The sequence below is a fragment of the Bdellovibrio sp. HCB288 genome (assembly GCF_047305935.1).
GTDB lineage: Bacteria > Bdellovibrionota > Bdellovibrionia > Bdellovibrionales > Bdellovibrionaceae > Bdellovibrio.
The window spans coordinates 211515-229773 of the sequence record NZ_CP178619.1 but is presented as its reverse complement, the minus strand read 5'-3'; the positions used below and the strand labels follow the sequence as shown (position 1 = coordinate 229773).

Genomic DNA, 18259 nt, shown 5'->3' with positions numbered 1-18259 from the left:
ACGATGAAACGCCGATAGGTACAAAGTGAGTCAATTATGATTGCAATTTGTTTCAAAAGGGGAGGACAAGAATGTCACGCACAGTAATGATCGTGGTAAGCGATAACCAGGAAACCGTAGAAAACGCAAAGAAGTACTGGGAGCAACACGATGTGACAGTTCAGGCTTATTCTTCATCTCAATGGAGAGAAGGTCTTGATAATGCATTTTTCAGACAACAACTTACTGCGGGTGTACCTGCGTTGATCTCTGGCAACAGTCCAGTGACAACGGATAATTCAGGTCACAGTAATTTGATCCAGTTCCCTACGCCATCGGCGACATCTTCTAACGTTCAAAAAATGGAAGAGATGGAAGCTCATGCGATTGAGAACGCGATCGTTCAATACAAAGGCAACTTGACTGAAGCAGCAAAAGCTTTGGGCATCGGTCGCGCGACTTTGTATCGCAAAGTTAAGCAATACCATATCGATCCTTCTGCAGCCCGCAAGAAGAAGACAGTGGTTGCGGCTTAAACGCTGCGTGTCCTTAAGAAATGTGCATTGATTAAGGAAGAATGGAAAAGTGGATTCCGCAAGGAGTCCATTTTTTCGTCAAGGGATTGAATGTTAAATAAAATCACCGCCATCATTCTGACGCTGGCCTGTGCCTATGGGGCCTTTCACTTCACGATCAATCGGTCCTTCGTGAACCCATACCCTGTGGTGTGTGATCTAGTCTCTGAAAAAATCTATCTGCCGAATGAAGAACTCAAAGACTGGCGCCGCACCTGCATGGAGCGAAGTCGCTATGTCACTCCTTACACCAAAAAAGATCTGATCCTGCGTGATATCAATTACGTTTTAGGATCACTGCGTGTTTCGCATCTTGAGATTTACGACGCTCCTGATGTGCGCGGAATCTGGAGAGGCGAAGTCAAGGAGACGGGCCTCAGCGGAGAGTTCGTTGATAGCGAACTTGTTGTATTTAAGGTGCTCGCCCAATCGCCAGCCGAGAGGCTTGGTTTTAAAAAAGGCGACGTCATCGTTAAAATCAACGGTGAACAACCCAGTTCCTGGGCGATGGAATCCGAAGCCGGGGATTATCAAATCCGCAGAGGCGCGGAGGAGTTTTCCATTAAGCTTCATCCAGGAGTGGTGAAAAGAAATGAAAGCATTCAGCTTTCCCAGTTGAATTCCCGCATCGCGGTGATGGAAGTTCCGTCCTTCCGCGCGGAATTCTTCAAGGATGAAACACTAAAGACAATTGCAAATGATTTGAAAAAGTATAAGTCGGTTGTTGTTGATTTACGTAACAATGCCGGAGGCAACTTTGTCGCAGGATTGCGGTTCCTGTCATTGTTTGTCTGTGAACCCACGCTGATTGGAAAACTGGAAAAACCAAAATCAAAAGCGGGCCGTGCGGAAATGCCGGATCTTTTGAATGATGAAAAGCAGCTGGATATTCTGGAAAAAAGCCGGGAAGTTTCCCTGAAAACGTTTCGTAATCCTGCCTGTTATTCCGGCGCGGTTAAAGTGCTGGTCGATGGCAGAACCTCGTCCGTGGCGGAAATGGTGGCCCAAGGTCTGAAAGAGTATCGGGGAGCCCTTTTGCGGGGGACCTCGTCTCGAGGCCAGTTGCTGGTGGGGGTTTGGTATCCGATGGATGAGGTCGGTCCCGGAGTGCAGATTTCCATACCTGAGGCGCTTTATATAAGTGGCAAGGGACATCGGATCGAGGGGCAGGGCGTTCAGCTGGATAAAGTCCTGTATTACAATCTCCAGCAAATGCAGGCTGGCATTGATTCTTGGGTAAATTCTTACCAGGACTAGAGTCTTATAATGAGACGTCAATCAAGTTTTGGTCGTCTGTTAAGTGAGTAATCGGTCATACTGAATTAAATGGCCGTCGGGTCGGCACGCCCTTCGCAGGGTAGTCATTGATCAGAACTTTGCGATGGAGAAATGAAATATGGGGAATGCGAAAGTGATTGAGTTTCCTAAAGAAAGATCTTTCCGTAAAAGACTTCAAGACAAAGCCCAGGAACAGAAAGCTGTTCTGGTTATGTCAATCGCTTCAGTCGCATTGATGACTGTCTTTGTAAATCAGTGGTTGGTTGACAATTCGGACTCTGCCGTTGGTGGTCGTGGCAATCGTGAAATCGCAAGTTTTGAACCGGGTGCTTTTGCCCGTGATGTGAAGTGGGAGCATGACATAGCTCAAAGACTTTCTGCCGAGAAATCGTCTTTGGTTGCGGCCTTGGCTGAAAAGCCGACTTTGCGTGATGATTTGATTTTTGGTTTCCTGGAAGGGAAATACGGAATGAATGTTTCAGGTGGCAAAGTCCAAAGCCTGGAGTTCATTGATGCTCAGGCGGGTGAAAAGGCCATGGACATCCAAAATAAAGCAAACTTTCTGAAAAAGTATGCCTCAGCCTTTGGTCATAACTACGTCGAAGTCGCGCCAGCGAAATCAGCTGATGGCGGTGAAGAGGTTTTCACTCTGATTGATAAATCCAAGACCATTGTTGGTCATGCTCATTTCGCGATCGATGCGGACGGCCGTGTTCAGTCTCTGAGATTTGCTCAATAATTCCTTAAGTACACACTGTTTCAAGCCGATACGATCTGTATGTTATTTCCAGATTTGTCGGCTCCAGAAGTCAATAATTCCAAAGAGTTCAAGGCACAGCCTGCGATAGCGTTCCTTATGGATCGTTTCCTGGCATTCATTTTGGACTTTCTTTTGGTGTCTCCCGTAGTCAGCTTGCTGGTTTCGGGACTGGTTCGTCAGGCAAAAACCTTTTTCCTTTTGAATTCCAGGTCTGAAGAGGGTGTCATCGCGGCATTGATGTTGTTTGCGGTGGGGGCGACAGCTGTCGTCGTATTGCAAGTGCTGTCATTGTACTTCCTGCAAGCGACACCCGGTCAGTATTTTCTGCAACTTCGTGTTGTGTCTTATCCATCCACGCAATCAAGACTGACGCTTTCACAGTGCATTGTGCGCTCCGTATCCTGGTGCGCAACTTTCCTGTTGCTGGGACTGCCGTTTTTGGGTGTGGTCGGTCATCCTTTGCGCAGAGCCTTTCATGAAAAAGCCTCAGACACCATCGTCGTCACTCTGAAGAAACAATTTGATTCCGGTCCTTCGTTGCCTGAGCAAAGATTGATGACCTCGTGGATGCAATTCAGTTTTGCGATGTTTGCGTTGGTGGCCTTTGTGGGGCTTGCCAAAAACTATCAGTCACTGAATGCAGGAGAGTTCCAAACTGCTTCCACTCACGCCGTAACCTGCAAAGAAATTCCTGATAAGGAACTGACCGGTGCACAGCGCATGGATGCCGCAGTTTCGCTTTTCCTGTTGAAGGAAATTACTTCTGATTGCCTAAGTCGTGAATCAGAAAACTCGCTGTGGAGTGATCCGGTTAATTCCCAATCGATGGCGTATTTTGCGAAGTATCTGCTAAGTGAAGGTCAGGAGCGAAAAGACTATTTGAGTAAAGTTTGTGAATCCCGTACCTCCTCCAGCTGCGTGCTGGCTATGTATCTGGATAATCCTGACGACGTACAGCTGGGAGACGCTTCCCATAAACTATGGGTGACTCAGGTTTTGGAAGCCGACCATCTTTACAGTCAAAAAAACTACGAAGGCAGTCTTGAAGTGATTGAAGGTTTGCAGGCTGTGCCAGCACTCCGGGAAGCGATGGATAAAAAGTATGTGCGTTCCATTTGGGCATTGAAGGAAAGCCTTGGTGCCATGAAAAATGGACGGGTGCCTGCCAGCTCAGATACTTCGGCTGAGTGGATTGACGGATTCAAAGAAAAGTACGGTGTCAGATGATCATTCCGTGCCCCGAGGATCTGAAGCAGGTTCAGCGCTTTCCATTGACCATGACCTTGGTTGCTTTGAATGTGTTTATTTTTATTCTGATCTTCAGTGGCGCACGTATGGATATCTCCGACAGTCGCTTGTTTGAAATCGAAGGTTTGAATCTGACGGGCCGCCTTTACTACCAATATCTGCAATCCATCTCTCCTGATGCCCTGGCGGAAACACCTCACTGGGTGCAGAAGCTTAAAAGTTCTGACTCGGATCAAATGGTGGTGCTGGGGGCCTATGCACTTCGTGACTCCCGCTTTTTAGATCTGGGGGATCAGCGCGACTACCGTGGCGATCAGGTTCAAATCCTTCGCTGGAAGGAAGATTTTTCAAAGTTCCGGACCGAATACAAGGAACAGCTCATGTTTCGTTTCGGTCTTAGTTCATCCATGAAAGGCCCCTTGGCCTGGTTGACCTATCAGTTCTCCCATTCTAATTGGTTGCATCTGTTCTCCAATCTGATGTTTTTGGTGGTCATGGGTGCGGCAGTTGAGGCGTTGGCTGGAAGTACCACGATGTTGCTGGTGTATCTTCTGGGAGGCGTGGCTGGGGGCATGGGTTTCCTATGGTCTCAGGGAGTGGGGACTGTGCCGATGGTGGGTGCGAGTGCCTCTGTCAGTGCCTTGCTGGCGTTTTACTGTGTGGCTGAAGCAAAGGCCCGGGTTCGCTATCTGTTCTTTGTTTCACCAATGCCGGAACACTATGGATATATTTACTTACCTACGCTTTTGATAATTCCTCTTTTTTTGCTCGCTGATCTGGCAAGTTTTTGGGCAACGCCTGAAGGTTTGGGGACGGGAGTGGCTTATGCCGCACACTTGGGTGGCAGTCTTTTCGGTATCTTAGCTGGGGTCATCCATCGTTTTGGATTTCTTACTCACCCCAAATCCTTAACATAACACTGACAGAGTATTTCTTATAGCCCCGTTGACATTTGTCGGGTGGATTTGCGAAAGTGGTCCGCGACAGAGGCTGAATAATCACCCCCTTTACCGAATGGTGGACCCGAATGAAGCTTACTAAGCTCATTAAGTCAGTGATTGTATTTACAACATTGTTTTTTGCAGGTGCTTTAAATGCAGCGCCGGCATCCCAAGCGATTCCATACTATGGAGTTGAGTTCTATCAGGATCTTGCCGCTGGCAAATCAAATGAAGAATTAACCACGAGAATCAAAAACGTCATGCGCAGTTTTCATATCGTGCAGCAAGGCGATTATGATTTGGTGGTGTCTGACTGCCAGGCCCAAAAGGGTTGTTATTGGCATCAACCAATTGGTTACAACCGTGCTCGTGTTTGGTTGATGGGTAAGTTCTATCTGGCTTACGATCAAAACACTCACTCTTATTCGGTTAAGGATTTCTACTGCGCTAACTACAAAACGCGCGATGATTTCCGTCGTGGCGAACCAGGTCCGGATAAAATTCCAGACAATACAGTGATCAACGTTGAGCACACATGGCCACAAAGCCGATTCAGCCGTCGCTTTCCTAAAGACACGCAAAAATCCGATCTTCATCACTTGTTCCCGACGGATTCACAATTGAATTCGATCCGTGGCAACCAGTGGTTTGGTGAAGTTCAACAAGACACTCAAACTTTGAAATGCCCGGTTTCCCGCTTCGGTGTGGGCGAGGGTGATAGTGATGAAGTGTTTGAACCACCTCAAGAGCACAAAGGCCGCGTGGCTCGTGCCTTGTTCTACTTTTCGCTTCGTTATGATTTGTACATCCCGCCAGAAGAGGAAGCTGTTCTGCGCAGATGGAATAACGAAAACCCGCCAGATGCGGAAGAGATCGAAAGAAACAATCAGATCTTTTCGGCCCAGGGTAACAGAAATCCATTCGTGGATTACCCAAGCATCGTCGACTCAATAAATGATTTTTAGATTCCCCAAAGCCCATCCTAACCAGATGGGCTTTTTTCAATAATGGGGCGGGGGCCAATCCTGGTAACCCAGTATTCCGACTCTTGGAATCACGCCCAGATCTTTCAACAACTCTATTGATACATAATTTTTCAGGCTGTGTTTCATCTTTTCAAGCTGTGCTGTGAAGGGGCGGAAGTCCCAGAATTTCCGTTCATTTTTTTTGTTGCGGTTGGCGCCGGTCACTTTGAGGGCGATGGCGCCCGTCAGTGAGCGAATGAATGGAGTGAAGCTATTTTTGTTTTTCAGTCGGATCGACAGGTGCAGATGGTTGCCACCGTTCGCGAAGGTTTCAATTTTGATCTGATATTTTTGCGCAAACTTGCGGCACAGGGTCTCGATCTGTTTCCAGTTCTTGGCCTTTCTAAAACTCAAAGAGCCAATGGCCTGACTTGATCGCAGTACGACTTGCATCGGTTTTTTCGTGCTCAAAGGACGGCGACATCGGTAGCGCGCTTTTTTAAACAGTGTGCCACCATGAGCATGAGTTGCAAGCAGTCGTGGGTCATCGAGACGGGATCTATTCATGAACGATGGTATAGTAAAATACTTAAAGCGGGGCAAGTAAGTTGTTGGAAATACTGCGCTAAGAGATCTGTTTCGGAGTTGTTGGTTGAAGTTTTACTTGAAGTATTTGTGAAGTGGTTTTGTGGCATAAAAATCAGGGGCGAATCATGCAAACAGTGTGTCCCTTAAAAAATCTTAAAAAAAGTGGAACAACCCTCTTGCAATGTGTTCAACAACAATGTCTAATTATTTCTACGGGAGGGGTGATACCAAGGAAGGTACTCGGGTGCATGATGTGCTCACCTCTATTTTTTTAAAAAGATTATAAAGGCCGGAGTTCACTCCGGCCTTTTTCTTTTCCAAAATCCATCGAAATTCTCCATCTTTAGTACTAAAAAGTTCCACTGAAAATGTTGAGGGAACAGTATTCATTTGTCTTAAATCATTGAAAGGTGACCCCACGCTGGGCTCTGGTAGGTTTGGTGTTCTCAAATTTCTCGTGGAGGTCGGTCAAATGAAACTATTGGCTGTGGGTTTTCTTGTCTTTGGAATGTCTTCGTTCGCGATGGCGGCGGGGTTGAACTGCAAAAATGAAGCAGCGGGTTATGCGATCACCCAGGTGGTGGCCGAGATGATTAAAACCGAAAAATCCATCTCTTCCTATAAGTTTAAAGCTGAACGTCCGGTGACTGATGATGCCATTGAACTAAAAGGTGGCCACATCCGCGAGTTCTACAATGTCGACATTCAGCTTTTTGAGGGGCAATCCGAGATCGATGTGGAACACCCGGCAACTCGTACCGTACGTGTGCAAATTCTAAATACCAACTCGGGCGCTTGTGAACTGGAGAAGGTTTCCAAGTCTGACGGCGAATAGCTTAATATTTAAGCAATTTTGAACACTAAAACATCCGATGAGTCGTGACGCTGGTACTGCAGGCAGATACTGGCGCCGCTTTCGGTGCTCTCTAAAATCACGGGACGGGTGGTGATACCCAATGGCCCTTCGGAGATGCCCTTAATCCAAATTTCATCCTCAGCACAATGAACCACTTCTGCGATGGTACCAATGCCTTCAAAGTCGATGGCACTGCCTTTGGTTATTGCAAACTCAACAATTTGCTCAGTCTCATTTTCGGTTTCTTGAGTATCGGGGTGAAGCTGTACAACGTGGGGAATTTCCTCTGAGGCTGCAACTTCAGTGATATTTTCATCCGGTGGTGTGGGTGGCAGCTCTGTATTCGGTGTTGCTGATTTGGCAGCACGGGCAGCTTTTAGTTTTTCATTAAGCTCGCAGTTCACCTGAATCTCGGCATTCAAAACCATTCCGAACAACGTGAAGTTCATCAACAGGGATAACAACGTTTGTACGCTGCTGGTTCTCCAGTCCTTTGAGAAAGTCAGGAAGTTATGGGCAATTGTGACCGCCAAAATAACCAGAACGGGCAGCCATGCGGAACTTTTCGCGCGGATCATCAGGTAACCGACCACGATCTTTGAAATGCGCAGAGCCCACTGCATAGGGGTCGCGGCTAAGAGCACGGCACTCATATAGGCCCAGGACCATTTATGGGGGCCCGCCGGCAACATCGCAATACTAATAAAAAAATTAAGAAACGGGGAAAGTAAAAGCAAGACACCAGCAATGCGCAGAAGGCGGTTCATTATCCCACCTCTTTGTGAGATCCCGATTCGCTTTTATCAGTCTTTTCGGCAAAACGCATCTTAAGAGGCGCCGTTGTGGATGCAGTGGGTGTGACTTGGTCTTTGCGACCACGGCGAACCACGGCATCACTCAGGGCGATGACCAGGCAAATTGCCAACGGGTCAAACACCGCGACGAAGACCATGATCAGGTACTTCACGACGTTGTCGATTTCCATGTTGAAGGCCTTGGAGATGTATATCAATGGACCGACTTTTTGTTTCTCGTCGATCAATTTGATCTTCGCCTGGGCGATCTCGCCTTCAAGGGTATTAACCTGTGCTTTCAATTGTTGAATCAATGGCTCTGCTTCCGCGCGGGCTTGAAGCTTGCGTGTGATACGGCCCGCCGGGATTTCCTCAATACCGCGATTGATACGATCGATTTCGGCATTGGCAAATCTTTGCTCGTTATGAAGTTTATCAATTTTGATTGATTCAGCCTCAAGAGTGGAGGCGGAGATCAGGTAGGCATCGGATAAGAATCCGAAGATACCCATACTGGTGATACCACTTAGAACCACCACACAGATGACCATATAGGATTTCATAACCAGATTGATACTTTTCCAGGTTTGGTGCAAGTAAGCAGCCGCAACGAACTTTGCCAGTTCCAAAGCTCCCGCCATCAACCAAACAGCAAGCACCGCGCCGGAGAATAACTTCCCCAAACCCGCAATAGAAAACGCTGCTCCCAACACGGAAACCGCGATTGCCGAAAGTGCCAAGCCTATAATTACCCAGAGCTGAACCATATGGTGATCTCTTCGGATAAATGTGAAGAAAGATTGACTGGTGTTCGTTGAAACGGTCATTGGTCCAGATTCGGTGCCAGGTCCTACTTACGGAAGCGGTGCATATCAAGACAGTCGGGTCCTTAAACGAAAAAACCCGCTTTGCAGCGGGTTTTAAGTTACTGAGCACTGCCTGGCAGGGTCCAGTTGTTGTAGGCATCCAGAAGCTTCCTGTAGTCTTTAGGAAGAAGGCCCTCGTTAAGATCAGCCAAAACATCCTGAATCAAAGAAACGTCCATTACATAAGCTTTGGAGTTCACCAGCAGACCGCGTGCTGTTTTCTTGCGGTCCCATGGTGTCCAGAATTCTGGATAACATTTCAAAGTGTCGCCCAATTGCAAAGTGAATTCGCCGACAGTGATCTCCGGATTTTTAGTGATGATATTTTTAATTGTTTTTGCCTGATCAGCGTTAAGGGCTGTGCAGTAGTTGGTTCTTTTTTTAGCAGCCGTACGTTCTTGGTTTGTGTAGTGCAGACGGCGATTCGCCTGATTAACGAAGTCGGTCACGAATTCTTCAGCTGTTACAGAGGCGAAAGCCTGTGCACCAGTTAGAAGTGTTGTTAGAATAAGAGCGAAAATTTTCATCTCGAGGTTCTCCAAATGAGCAGTTTCTATTTGAGTTTCGTGGTTTGCTCAAGTGGAGGTGCAAAGACTTGAATCTTTTGCAAATGAGAGACAAAAGGGGCTCGCGCCCCTTGAGCAGGATGACTCTAAGGACGAACGGAATCCAAAAGTTTGGACTTCATAGAATCGTGAGTATTAAGCCCCAGATCCGCAAGAGTGTCCCGGATCAGTTTGATGTCCATCCAATAAGCTTTGGTGTTGAAAAGGATGCCCCAACCTTCACGTTTAAGAGGCGCGATAGCAATGGGATAGCATTGAAGCGTCTCGGACAGGGCCTTATGGAATTCCTCGGCAGTTTGCTCGGGGTTTTGGCCTACAATCGACGTGATGGAGGCAATTTGAGCTTGGCTCAAGCCTGTGCAGAAGGGTCTTTTCTTTTCGGCAATCCGATCCTGGTTCACAAACACCAAACGACGGTTCATTTGAGCCACGAATTGATCCACGAATTCCTCGGAAGTCACAGAAGCGTGAGCCTGAGTTCCTAGTAACATCGCAATAATAACGAACATGAAGCGTTTCACGGGGTTTCCTTTAAAAAGGGTGCTGGCAGTGTCATTACAAACTCCGCGCCAGTTTTAAACGAATTGAGGTATCGGTCATTCCTTCAACCCTGTAGGAATTGCCCGATGGTGCCGGTTTTTGCTTGGCACCAGATGCAATTTGGCAGCGATAACTGGGCGTTCTTTCGGTGGAATTTAAGAGGTGCTTTAATTCAAAGGGGGGGCGCTATGCAGAGCTGGAGGAGTTTCGTCAAATCAAGCTTGTTGGCAGCAGCTGGGGTGATCTTACCGGTGATCCTGCTTTTGATGCTGGTGGGGAAGATCATTACCGTCGTGGGGAAGGTGACGTCTCCTATTGCGCAAAGCCTGTCACCTCGATTCTTTAGTGAGTATCAATATGCCTCGGAGGTTGTGGCGTTTGGAGTGTTGCTATTGTTGTCTTTTGCCTTGGGGGCATTTGCACAAACTCGAATGGGTCGAAGTATTGGCGGCTGGATTGAGGATGTTTTTCTGATGCGCCTTCGCGTCTATAGATCCTTTAAAGAGTTCTCCCAACGACTGATTCCATCGCAGAGTAATTTTCTGTTTCAACCGGCCTTGCTGGTGCGTGAAGACGAGATGAATGCCTTGGTATTTATTGTCGAGGAACTCGAAGGAGAGCAATGTGTGATCTTTGTTCCCAGTGCGCCGTCCACTTTGAGTGGGGCCTTGTTTATTGTGCCCGTTAAAGATGTGAAAAAATTGAATGTCCCGGTGGGGGCGGTCGCCAAAACCTATTCCCGCTGGGGAGTGGGCACCTTGGAAGTCGTACGAGCGGGGAGTGCTGAGCCATATCTGCAAGCCGAAGAGCGCTCCGCAGTTCAGACTCCACCTATTCATTAAAGTGGTGTGCAGGACATTGTGCCGCTTTGTTTGACTATGGGGATGCCGTCCTGGGTATAGGAATCAATTTTACTTATGGGAGCACTGAATGAAGCTCCTTGCATAAGCGAGCGTTTTGGCGCCAGGGTGTAAACTCCTCCGGTCAACTGAATCCAATTGAAAACCACCCCTTGTTCAGTTTCGGTGATATTGAGTGGGTGTTCTGCAGATACCAAGAGACTGGAGATAAACAGGGTGCCAGTAAACTTGTCACCACGTCCATCGCCGTCGACATCAATCCAACGGATATTAAGAGTCTCGCTGCTCATAAAACCGGTTGAACATTCAACGGCTGAAATAGTTCTGCCTCCGTCAAAAACAATCTGAGTCCATTGGTAGTTGTAGTCATCAACTCCTAGGATCAGTAGATAGTTATGCAGTACGAATTTAGGCTTGTTGATTTGAGTTCTATTTATGGTTGTGTCCCACACGTCACGCGATACGCGAATCAGTCTTTGCTCAGGGTAAACCTTAGACCTGTCTGTACCCAGGCGTTCATCAACGAATTCAATTTTAACTTGATCCACGGCTTGCAGGAACTGGGCGCCGGAAAATGGCAAGCCCTTGACGGTGTCAATATTTGGAGCCAGCCAACGTCCGATAGAAGTAAACTCAGCGGCATATCCAGAACCGCCTCCGCCACTGTCCCAGCCGCCTTCATCGATTCGGGCCTGGGCTGTGAGTGTAAAGAATGTGCAAAGGAGTATTGAAATCAACTTTTGCATGGTTACTCCTTGTTCATTTTTTTGTTTGGCATTGAATGGTTGCAACGTATCGAGGTGTCATGATGCCTTCTGAGTTGAAAATTCCCAGTTCAAACACTTCCATCGGGAATGGGCCGTCTTCTGACATTTGATTTATAGTAATTCTGCCGTGAAGAGTGCGGGCTTCATACTTCCAGGTTATACCGATGGCCCAATTAAGGACATTTTTATAATTTCCATTAATGAGATCGGTCCATTTGAAGTTCAAAGAACTGATCGCGACGGTTTCCTTCGTCAGGGGATTTGCAGAGCTCCCTTGGCCGCTGACCATGACCTTATCTATGTTGGCCAGATACTTCGCGCCTTCAGAATAGTTCTCATACAGCAAATAGTAGGGAGCACCGTTAATCAGATAGTTGCAGGACGTGACTGACGCTAAGAAGCCATTCATCAGCTTCATCGACCAAAAATACTTTGTATCATTGGCTTTCAAAATACCCAGGTATTCGTGAACCGCCAACTGTATCCGGTTTTCTTTAAGGGAGCTATAGCTATACCAACGGTCCCAGTTTACACGAATCAATTTCTTCGCTGGAAAGTTCAGAGCATCGACTTCGATGCCTTCGTTGGAGACCAGGCGGTCTTCTGTGAATTCGATTTTTGTTGTTTGTACGGCTTGCAGAAATTCCGCTTCGCTGACTGGGAAGTCAGGAATATCTTCAATTCTTTTTGCCGCTTTAGTGCCGATTTCAATAAATTCTTCAGCGTACATTTTAGCACTGCCTCGGATCAGGATGTCTTCCAAATTACTTTCGGCTTGGGCGAATGAAGCTATCAATAGCGTGAATATGATTTTCATGCCCTGTCCTAACAATGGACTTGGGTAAATCCAAGTTATGTTCTGTAAATATCCAGGTCTTTATTTACGTTTATGTAAAGAGTTCACTCTAAAAGTGGGGCTCTATTGGTGATGGGTTTCTATGGAACACCGCTTTACTTATTTAAAAACAATATATTTACTGAAATGTAAATCCGTGGAATTTTGGAAATGGTGAGGTTTCAAAATGAACAAGCTGCAAATCTGGCAATTTTCCAACTATCGCGACTACCTAAAAGCTTTCGTGCAATATCAGCCCAACGGCGGTCGCGGTCAGGCCAGCAAGATTTCGTCGGCTTTGGGTGTTCATACGACTTTGTTCAGCCAGATCCTGAACGGCCACCGGGATTTAACTTTAGAGCAGGCCTCTTTGTTCTGTGATTTTGACGGAATGAACGGGTCTGAAGCCGATCTGTTTTTGAATATGGTTTCATATGAGCGGGCGGGGAATGAAAGTCTTCGAAAAAAGCTCAAGAAGCAAATCGAGGATCAGAAGGCATCCTTTGCAGAAATTCGCAAAAGAATTGGGCCTGTTAGCAAAAAACTGACGACCTACGATCAGTCAGTTTTTTATTCCAGCTGGAAATACTCTGCAATTCGCATGTTGGCGTCCCTGAATAAAGTCCCTGACTTGAATGAAATGGCGCAACTGCTGGGATTGTCACGTCAGCGACTGACCGAGATGGTTGAATTCATGCTGGAAAAAGACCTGTTGATCGAAGAAAAAGGTCGCATTCGAATTGGCGCGGCAAAAACTCACGTTGAGAAAAAGTCCCAATGGGAGGTTCGACATCACACCAACTGGCGCACTCGCAATTTGACTCGCTTGGAAACCGTTGCAGATCATGAGATTTGTTTTACGGTGCCGTTTAGCTGTACCAAGAAAGATTACGAAAAAATCCGTGAACTATTATTTCGCGCAATCGAAGAAGCCGCACAAATTGTCGGGGACAGTAACGGAGAAGAGACCCATGTTTTGTGCATGGATCTCTTTGATATGATCTAGTCAGAAATTTGACTATTTAAGAACTTGAAGCTTCAAGCCAAATTTTTGGGTTTGAACCAAAGTTGGTGGTTTGACTGTGCCGTTCACGTCGATCGCCATCATGCAGGCAGACTCTTCAACTTTTTCATTTTTTACACAAAGGAATTGTGTGCCGATTTTTAGGCCTTCTTCAAATTCCTCAACCTTAGCCATGCCATCGTAAACTTTAACCGCATATGGTCCTGCAAATGCAATCAAGCCTGTCGCATCTTCAGTATCGAACAAAGAGATAACTGGAATTTCAGCTTTTTCCATCGCCGTAATGTCTTTTACTCCCGCGATACAGCTCATTCCAACGGAAGCTACGCCGCAGAAATAGTTGTCATTCTTTTTTAGTCCAGAATCGTTGCTCGGTTTAAGTGTGTCGAACATCACTTGAGCCAAGTCCCCTGTGATTGCCGTGAATGCACCCTGTTCGTTTGCAACTATGATATGCAGCGTCCCTGTAGGCTCTAAAAGTTCAGCGGATGCAGCTTGTGACATAAGAACAGCGGCGATAGTTACGATAAGTTTTTTCATTTTATTACTCCCTTGTTTTGTTTGTTAGTTGGAACCACGAAAAGGGTTGTATCCAAAGCCAGGAGCGAAAAACAGGACAACGATTGCTAAAAAACTAAAGAAGCATTTACAAATTAGTAAACCATGCGAAGGGACTTTTATTTGCCATCCAGCTCTCCATCGACTTCATCTCGGTTTCGGTGGGTTTGGGCCAAAGAGAGCACCATAGGTTTGAGGAATATAAAGCTTAGGTCGATTCCTTGAATTGTGTTAGGGTCCTCTTAGTCACAGCTAATTTTCGAGTTCATGTTCATTTCGTTCATTCCTCCAAAGTAGCACTCAAGCCTTTAGGAGGTAATATGAGTAAAAAACTATACGTCGGTAATCTGCCTTATTCTGCAACTGATCAGTCGTTGGCTGATGCTTTCGCTGAATGCGGAAATGTTGAATCGGCAAAAGTAATCATGGATCGCGAAACTGGTCGTAGCAAAGGTTTTGCCTTTGTTGAAATGTCCACGGCTGAGGAAGCTGCTGAGTCTATCAAACGCTTCAATGGTGCTCAACTTGACGGTCGCGCTGTGACTGTGAACGAAGCGAAACCACAAGAGCCACGCACTGGTGGTGGTGGATCTCGCGGTGGTTACAACAACCGTCGTTCTTACTAAGATCGTTTTAAGTTAGATTTGATTTTAAAACCGGCCTTTCGAGGTCGGTTTTCTTTTTTGCAGGGGGGATTTGCATGAATGCACAGGTTATTTCTTTTAACTGTCTTCTGAAAAACAAAACGGGCCAGCTGATCAGCTCCACATTCAATCGCGAAGTTTTAACTTCGACAGCCCAAAATGAATCTATGCTTATTGGCCTTTCAAAAGGTCTTCAAAACGTAAAATCAGGTGAAAAACGAACTATCGCTGTGTCCGCTGAAGAAGCTTATGGATTCTATGATCCTAAAAAGGTGATTCTTTATCCGAAACTAAAGTTGGGTAAGAATTTGCGCTTGGGACAAACGGTATCGATCGCTGGAAAAAGTGGAACTATTCGTACTTACACGGTTTTGGCTTATCATGATGGCATGGTTAGTTTGGATGGAAATCATCCATTGGCGGGGCAAGATTTGATATTCGAAATCGAAGCGCTCGAGGTGAGGGATGCAACCCCCGCCGAGATCGATGAGTCCGCGAATGTCGTTTCAACTCAAATGCTGCATTAAAATAAAAAAGCCGATCCAAAAGATCGGCTTTTTTATTTGTCTTGTTACTCTTCGGCCGGGGCGAAACCGCGGCGAAGGGTGTTTTCTGTGACGGCGGCTGGTTCCATGTATTGTTTGATATAGTCAGGGCCGCCGGTTTTGGAGCCGATACCAGACATTTTGAAACCACCGAATGGGTGACGATCTACCATCGCACCTGTGATACCACGGTTGATGTATAGATTGCCCACTTCGAACTCTTCTTTCACGCGAGCGATGTTGGCGGGGGATCTGGAGAACATACCGCCTGTCAGTGCGTATTCTGTGGAGTTTGCGATTTCGATTGCTTGATCCAGGTTTTTCGCACGGATCACGGCCACAACCGGTCCGAAGACTTCTTGTTGTGCCAGTTTCGCGTCGCCCGGAACATCACCGAAGATTGTTGGTGGAACGTAGAAGCCGTTGTTTGGAGCTGTTCCTTTGAACAAAAGCTTGTTCGTTTTTTCTGCTTCAGCAATCGTGTTCAAGATACGTTCGTGAGCTTCTTGGTCCACCACCGGGCCCATGTAAGCTTTTGGATTTTCCGCAGACTTCACTTCGATGGATCTTGCTGCTTCAACCAATCGGTCAGTGAAGCGGTCGTACACTTCGTCAAGAACGATCACACGGCTTGCCGCTGAACATTTTTGACCAGAGAACCCAAAAGCAGAGTAAAGAACACCATCAACTGCTTCGTCAAGATCGGCGTCGTTATCAATGATGACAGCGTTTTTACCGCCCATCTCGATAATGCATCTCTTAACGTGTTGTTGACCTGGTTGAACCATAGACGCACGATTCAAGATGTGCAGACCCACAGCTTTTGAACCAGTGAATGCGATTGTTGTCGTGAATTTGTGGTTCACGATGTATTCGCCAACTTCTTCACCAAGACCTGGCAGGAAATTGACAACGCCTGCTGGGAAGCCAGCTTCCTGGATCATTTTCATCAAGCCCCAGGAGACCAACGAAGATTGCTCTGCGGGTTTCATCACGACTGTATTTCCAGTCACAGCGGCTGCTGTCACCATGCCGGCCAAAATCGCCAATGGGAAGTTCCAAGGAGCGATAACCGCCGTCACACCACGGGATTTGTAGATGTAGTGAGAAAGCTCGCCAGGCAAGCCACCCACGCGAAGTGGTTTTTGAAGATTGCGCATATCGCGAGCGTAGTAACGACAGAAATCGATTGCTTCACCCACGTCACCGTCAGCTTCCGCCCAAGGCTTACCAACTTCAAGAACTTGAGTGGCGATCAATTGGAAGCGGTCACGTTGCATAAGGTCTGCAAGTTTATCTACAAGAGCAGCGCGCTCTGTGGCCGGAACGTTTTTCCAGGTTTTGTAAGCAGTCTGTGCCGCTTGCATTGCCTGTTCAGCTTGTTCGATTGTTGCCAAGTGAACTTTAGCCACGACTTGTGAGCTTTCAGAAGGATTTACGCGGTCCAAAGTTTTAGCCGAAGTTTGTTCTTTGTTATTGATCATCAATGGCACGTTCACCGGAAGTGAAGCGCGCAATGTGCTGATCGCTTTTTCCATTTTCTCGCGGTCTGCTTTTACAGCGAAATCCAAAAGTGGCTCGTTGTAGAACTTGCCTGGTTTTTGCGGAATGATCGCAGATGTCGGCGTCAAACCGGATGCTGGATCTTTTAGAAGTTCTGCAGTGGTTTTGTTATCTGCGAACTTTCCACGAAGCCATGATTCATTGGAGGAGTTCTCAAGCAAGCGACGTACAAGGTACGCCATGCCTGGGATCAATTCACCCACTGGAGCGTATTCACGCATGCGGTAGCCCATCTCAACGATGGTTTTTTTGATTGGCTCTGCCATTCCGTAAAGCATTTGGAATTCCAAAGCATCTTTAGGGATGTTCAATTGCTCTGCGTACAACATACAAGCGGCGATGGTTCTTACGTTATGGGAAGCAAAAGCCGGGCGGATGTGTTTGATGTTTTCCAGGAAGTACTTTGCGCACACTTCGTAGTTTGCATCAGATTCAGCTTTGTTCGTGTAAACCGGAACCGGCCAGCCACGTTGTTCAGCTTCGATAGTTTCGTAGTCCCAGTACGCACCCTTAACCAGTCGAACCCAGAATGGTGTGCCACGTTTTTTTGCGAAGTCCGTCAACATTTTGCAATCTTCGAAGGAATCACGCAGGTAAGCCTGAATCACGATACCGAAGAATTTGTAGTTTTTGAATTCGTCTTCGTTGATAAGTTCTGTGAAGGCTTCAAGTGTCAGGTGTTTGACGGAGTATTGCTCCATGTCCAAATTAATGAAAACACCTTTTTGCATGCCCAAACGGAAAATAGGGCGCATGCGATCTTTTAGGATTTTTTTGGATTCATCCCAAGCAGAGTCTTTGATTTGTGAATAAAGAGCCGTCATTTTGACAGACACGTTTACTTTTGGAATTGCACCTTCGTGGTCGCGATCGATCTGAGGAACTTCATCCCATTTTTCAGCGTCTTTTGCGAGCCAGTTCACAAGCTCGATGCATTTGTTGGAATATTCCTGAGCTTCTTTTTCAGACAAGATCGCCTCGCCCAAAATATCCACTGTGAAAGTCATTTTATTTTTGCGGGCTTTTTTAAGCACTGGCAAAGCATCATCTGGATTTTCACCTGTGATAAACATTTGCGCCATACCCACAACGTTTTTCTTAATCGCACCGGCCATCAAGCCCGGAGCCAGTGAACCCAGTCCAAGACCCACGTTGAATACTGGAGGCAGCTTTCCTCCGTCTTCAGCGAAGTACTCTTTCAAGTGGCGAGCCACTTCGTCGCCCGAATTGATGGAAGGAAGCACGTCCACGAAACGGAACATGTTGGTTTTGAATTTTTCATTTTTCATACTCCATTCCATGATGGAGCCGTACCAGAAATCTTTGGAGAAGATGGAAGCCTTGGATTGGCTTTCCATGCGTTTCATAATTTCTTCGCCACGAGTGACGATCTTCGATTGGATATCGTTCATAACTTTAGCTTTCTTGTGCCGGCGAAATAGGCCAGCAACTTTACCATGTGAGTGCTGGAATATTTACTCTGTGGCCCAAGAAATTCAAGCTATTT

20 protein-coding genes are annotated in these 18259 nt (G+C 46.7%); 11 read left to right on the top strand and 9 right to left on the bottom strand.

The window, feature by feature from the left end; all coding sequences use genetic code 11:
- The first annotated feature begins 71 nt into the window (after nt 1-71).
- The 6 genes from ACLVWR_RS01110 to ACLVWR_RS01085 all read left to right on the top strand — a co-directional run bounded on the left by ACLVWR_RS01110 (nt 72) and on the right by ACLVWR_RS01085 (nt 5746).
- Complete coding sequence (locus ACLVWR_RS01110) at nt 72-515, top strand: helix-turn-helix domain-containing protein (RefSeq protein WP_413582124.1); 444 nt, start codon at nt 72-74, stop codon at nt 513-515.
- Nucleotides 516-605: 90 nt separating this feature from the next.
- Nucleotides 606-1811, top strand: a complete 1206-nt coding sequence (locus ACLVWR_RS01105) for a S41 family peptidase (RefSeq protein ID WP_413582123.1) — start codon at nt 606-608, stop codon at nt 1809-1811.
- 139 nt (nt 1812-1950) lie between these two features.
- Nucleotides 1951-2571: a hypothetical protein gene (locus ACLVWR_RS01100; RefSeq protein WP_413582122.1), complete on the top strand. Its 621-nt coding sequence runs from the start codon at nt 1951-1953 to the stop codon at nt 2569-2571.
- Nucleotides 2572-2610: 39 nt separating this feature from the next.
- Nucleotides 2611-3819: an RDD family protein gene (locus ACLVWR_RS01095; protein ID WP_413582121.1), complete on the top strand. Its 1209-nt coding sequence runs from the start codon at nt 2611-2613 to the stop codon at nt 3817-3819.
- Nucleotides 3816-4757 carry a rhomboid family intramembrane serine protease gene (locus ACLVWR_RS01090; RefSeq protein WP_413582120.1) on the top strand — a complete coding sequence of 314 codons (942 nt, stop codon included), beginning with the start codon at nt 3816-3818 and terminating at the stop codon, nt 4755-4757. Before ACLVWR_RS01095 ends, ACLVWR_RS01090 begins: the two co-directional genes overlap by 4 nt.
- Before the next feature lie 110 nt (nt 4758-4867).
- A complete protein-coding gene (locus ACLVWR_RS01085) occupies nt 4868-5746 on the top strand; it encodes an endonuclease I family protein (RefSeq protein ID WP_413582119.1) in 879 nt (292 codons plus the stop codon).
- A 36-nt stretch (nt 5747-5782) separates the two neighbouring features.
- Here ACLVWR_RS01085 and ACLVWR_RS01080 read toward each other — a convergent pair whose 3' ends face one another.
- Nucleotides 5783-6313: a transposase gene (locus tag ACLVWR_RS01080; protein ID WP_413582118.1), complete on the bottom strand. Its 531-nt coding sequence runs from the start codon at nt 6311-6313 to the stop codon at nt 5783-5785.
- Nucleotides 6314-6806: 493 nt separating this feature from the next.
- On the opposite strand from ACLVWR_RS01080, the gene ACLVWR_RS01075 reads away from it, so the two are divergent.
- Nucleotides 6807-7169, top strand: a complete 363-nt coding sequence (locus ACLVWR_RS01075) for a hypothetical protein (RefSeq protein ID WP_413582117.1) — start codon at nt 6807-6809, stop codon at nt 7167-7169.
- Between the two features lie 8 nt (nt 7170-7177).
- Here the strand turns inward: ACLVWR_RS01075 and ACLVWR_RS01070 are convergent, their stop codons facing one another.
- From ACLVWR_RS01070 to ACLVWR_RS01055, 4 genes are all read right to left on the bottom strand, one after another.
- Entirely contained in the window at nt 7178-7957 is a 780-nt protein-coding gene (locus ACLVWR_RS01070; protein ID WP_413582116.1) for a hypothetical protein, read from the bottom strand.
- A complete protein-coding gene (locus tag ACLVWR_RS01065) occupies nt 7957-8751 on the bottom strand; it encodes a hypothetical protein (protein WP_413582115.1) in 795 nt (264 codons plus the stop codon). The genes ACLVWR_RS01070 and ACLVWR_RS01065 overlap by 1 nt, the downstream gene beginning before the upstream one ends.
- Nucleotides 8752-8909: 158 nt before the next feature.
- Complete coding sequence (locus tag ACLVWR_RS01060) at nt 8910-9377, bottom strand: hypothetical protein (RefSeq protein ID WP_413582114.1); 468 nt, start codon at nt 9375-9377, stop codon at nt 8910-8912.
- A gap of 125 nt (nt 9378-9502) precedes the next feature.
- Nucleotides 9503-9937, bottom strand: a complete 435-nt coding sequence (locus ACLVWR_RS01055; RefSeq protein ID WP_413582113.1) for a hypothetical protein — start codon at nt 9935-9937, stop codon at nt 9503-9505.
- 207 nt (nt 9938-10144) lie between these two features.
- On the opposite strand from ACLVWR_RS01055, the gene ACLVWR_RS01050 reads away from it, so the two are divergent.
- Nucleotides 10145-10798 carry a DUF502 domain-containing protein gene (locus ACLVWR_RS01050; RefSeq protein WP_413582112.1) on the top strand — a complete coding sequence of 218 codons (654 nt, stop codon included), beginning with the start codon at nt 10145-10147 and terminating at the stop codon, nt 10796-10798.
- Here ACLVWR_RS01050 and ACLVWR_RS01045 read toward each other — a convergent pair.
- Together ACLVWR_RS01045 and ACLVWR_RS01040 are read right to left on the bottom strand one after the other, a co-directional pair.
- The gene (locus ACLVWR_RS01045; RefSeq protein WP_413582111.1) at nt 10795-11562 is read right to left on the bottom strand and encodes a hypothetical protein; all 768 of its coding nucleotides are present in this window, start codon (nt 11560-11562) and stop codon (nt 10795-10797) included. The two genes, ACLVWR_RS01050 and ACLVWR_RS01045, sit on opposite strands and share 4 nt — an antisense overlap.
- Before the next feature lie 13 nt (nt 11563-11575).
- Nucleotides 11576-12400: a hypothetical protein gene (locus tag ACLVWR_RS01040; RefSeq protein WP_413582110.1), complete on the bottom strand. Its 825-nt coding sequence runs from the start codon at nt 12398-12400 to the stop codon at nt 11576-11578.
- A gap of 205 nt (nt 12401-12605) precedes the next feature.
- On the opposite strand from ACLVWR_RS01040, the gene ACLVWR_RS01035 reads away from it, so the two are divergent.
- The gene (locus tag ACLVWR_RS01035) at nt 12606-13424 is read left to right on the top strand and encodes a TIGR02147 family protein (protein WP_413582109.1); all 819 of its coding nucleotides are present in this window, start codon (nt 12606-12608) and stop codon (nt 13422-13424) included.
- A 12-nt stretch (nt 13425-13436) separates the two neighbouring features.
- Here ACLVWR_RS01035 and ACLVWR_RS01030 read toward each other — a convergent pair whose 3' ends face one another.
- On the bottom strand, nt 13437-13982 hold the full coding sequence (locus tag ACLVWR_RS01030) for a hypothetical protein (RefSeq protein WP_413582108.1): 546 nt from the start codon (nt 13980-13982) through the stop codon (nt 13437-13439).
- Nucleotides 13983-14320: 338 nt separating this feature from the next.
- Here ACLVWR_RS01030 and ACLVWR_RS01025 point away from each other — a divergent pair, with 338 nt between their 5' ends.
- The gene (locus tag ACLVWR_RS01025) at nt 14321-14626 is read left to right on the top strand and encodes an RNA recognition motif domain-containing protein (RefSeq protein WP_413582107.1); all 306 of its coding nucleotides are present in this window, start codon (nt 14321-14323) and stop codon (nt 14624-14626) included.
- A gap of 74 nt (nt 14627-14700) precedes the next feature.
- Complete coding sequence (locus tag ACLVWR_RS01020; RefSeq protein WP_413582106.1) at nt 14701-15171, top strand: FKBP-type peptidyl-prolyl cis-trans isomerase; 471 nt, start codon at nt 14701-14703, stop codon at nt 15169-15171.
- 44 nt (nt 15172-15215) lie between these two features.
- Here ACLVWR_RS01020 and pruA read toward each other — a convergent pair whose 3' ends face one another.
- Nucleotides 15216-18164, bottom strand: a complete 2949-nt coding sequence (pruA, locus tag ACLVWR_RS01015) for an L-glutamate gamma-semialdehyde dehydrogenase (RefSeq protein WP_413582105.1) — start codon at nt 18162-18164, stop codon at nt 15216-15218.
- Between the last annotated feature and the right edge of the window lie 95 nt (nt 18165-18259).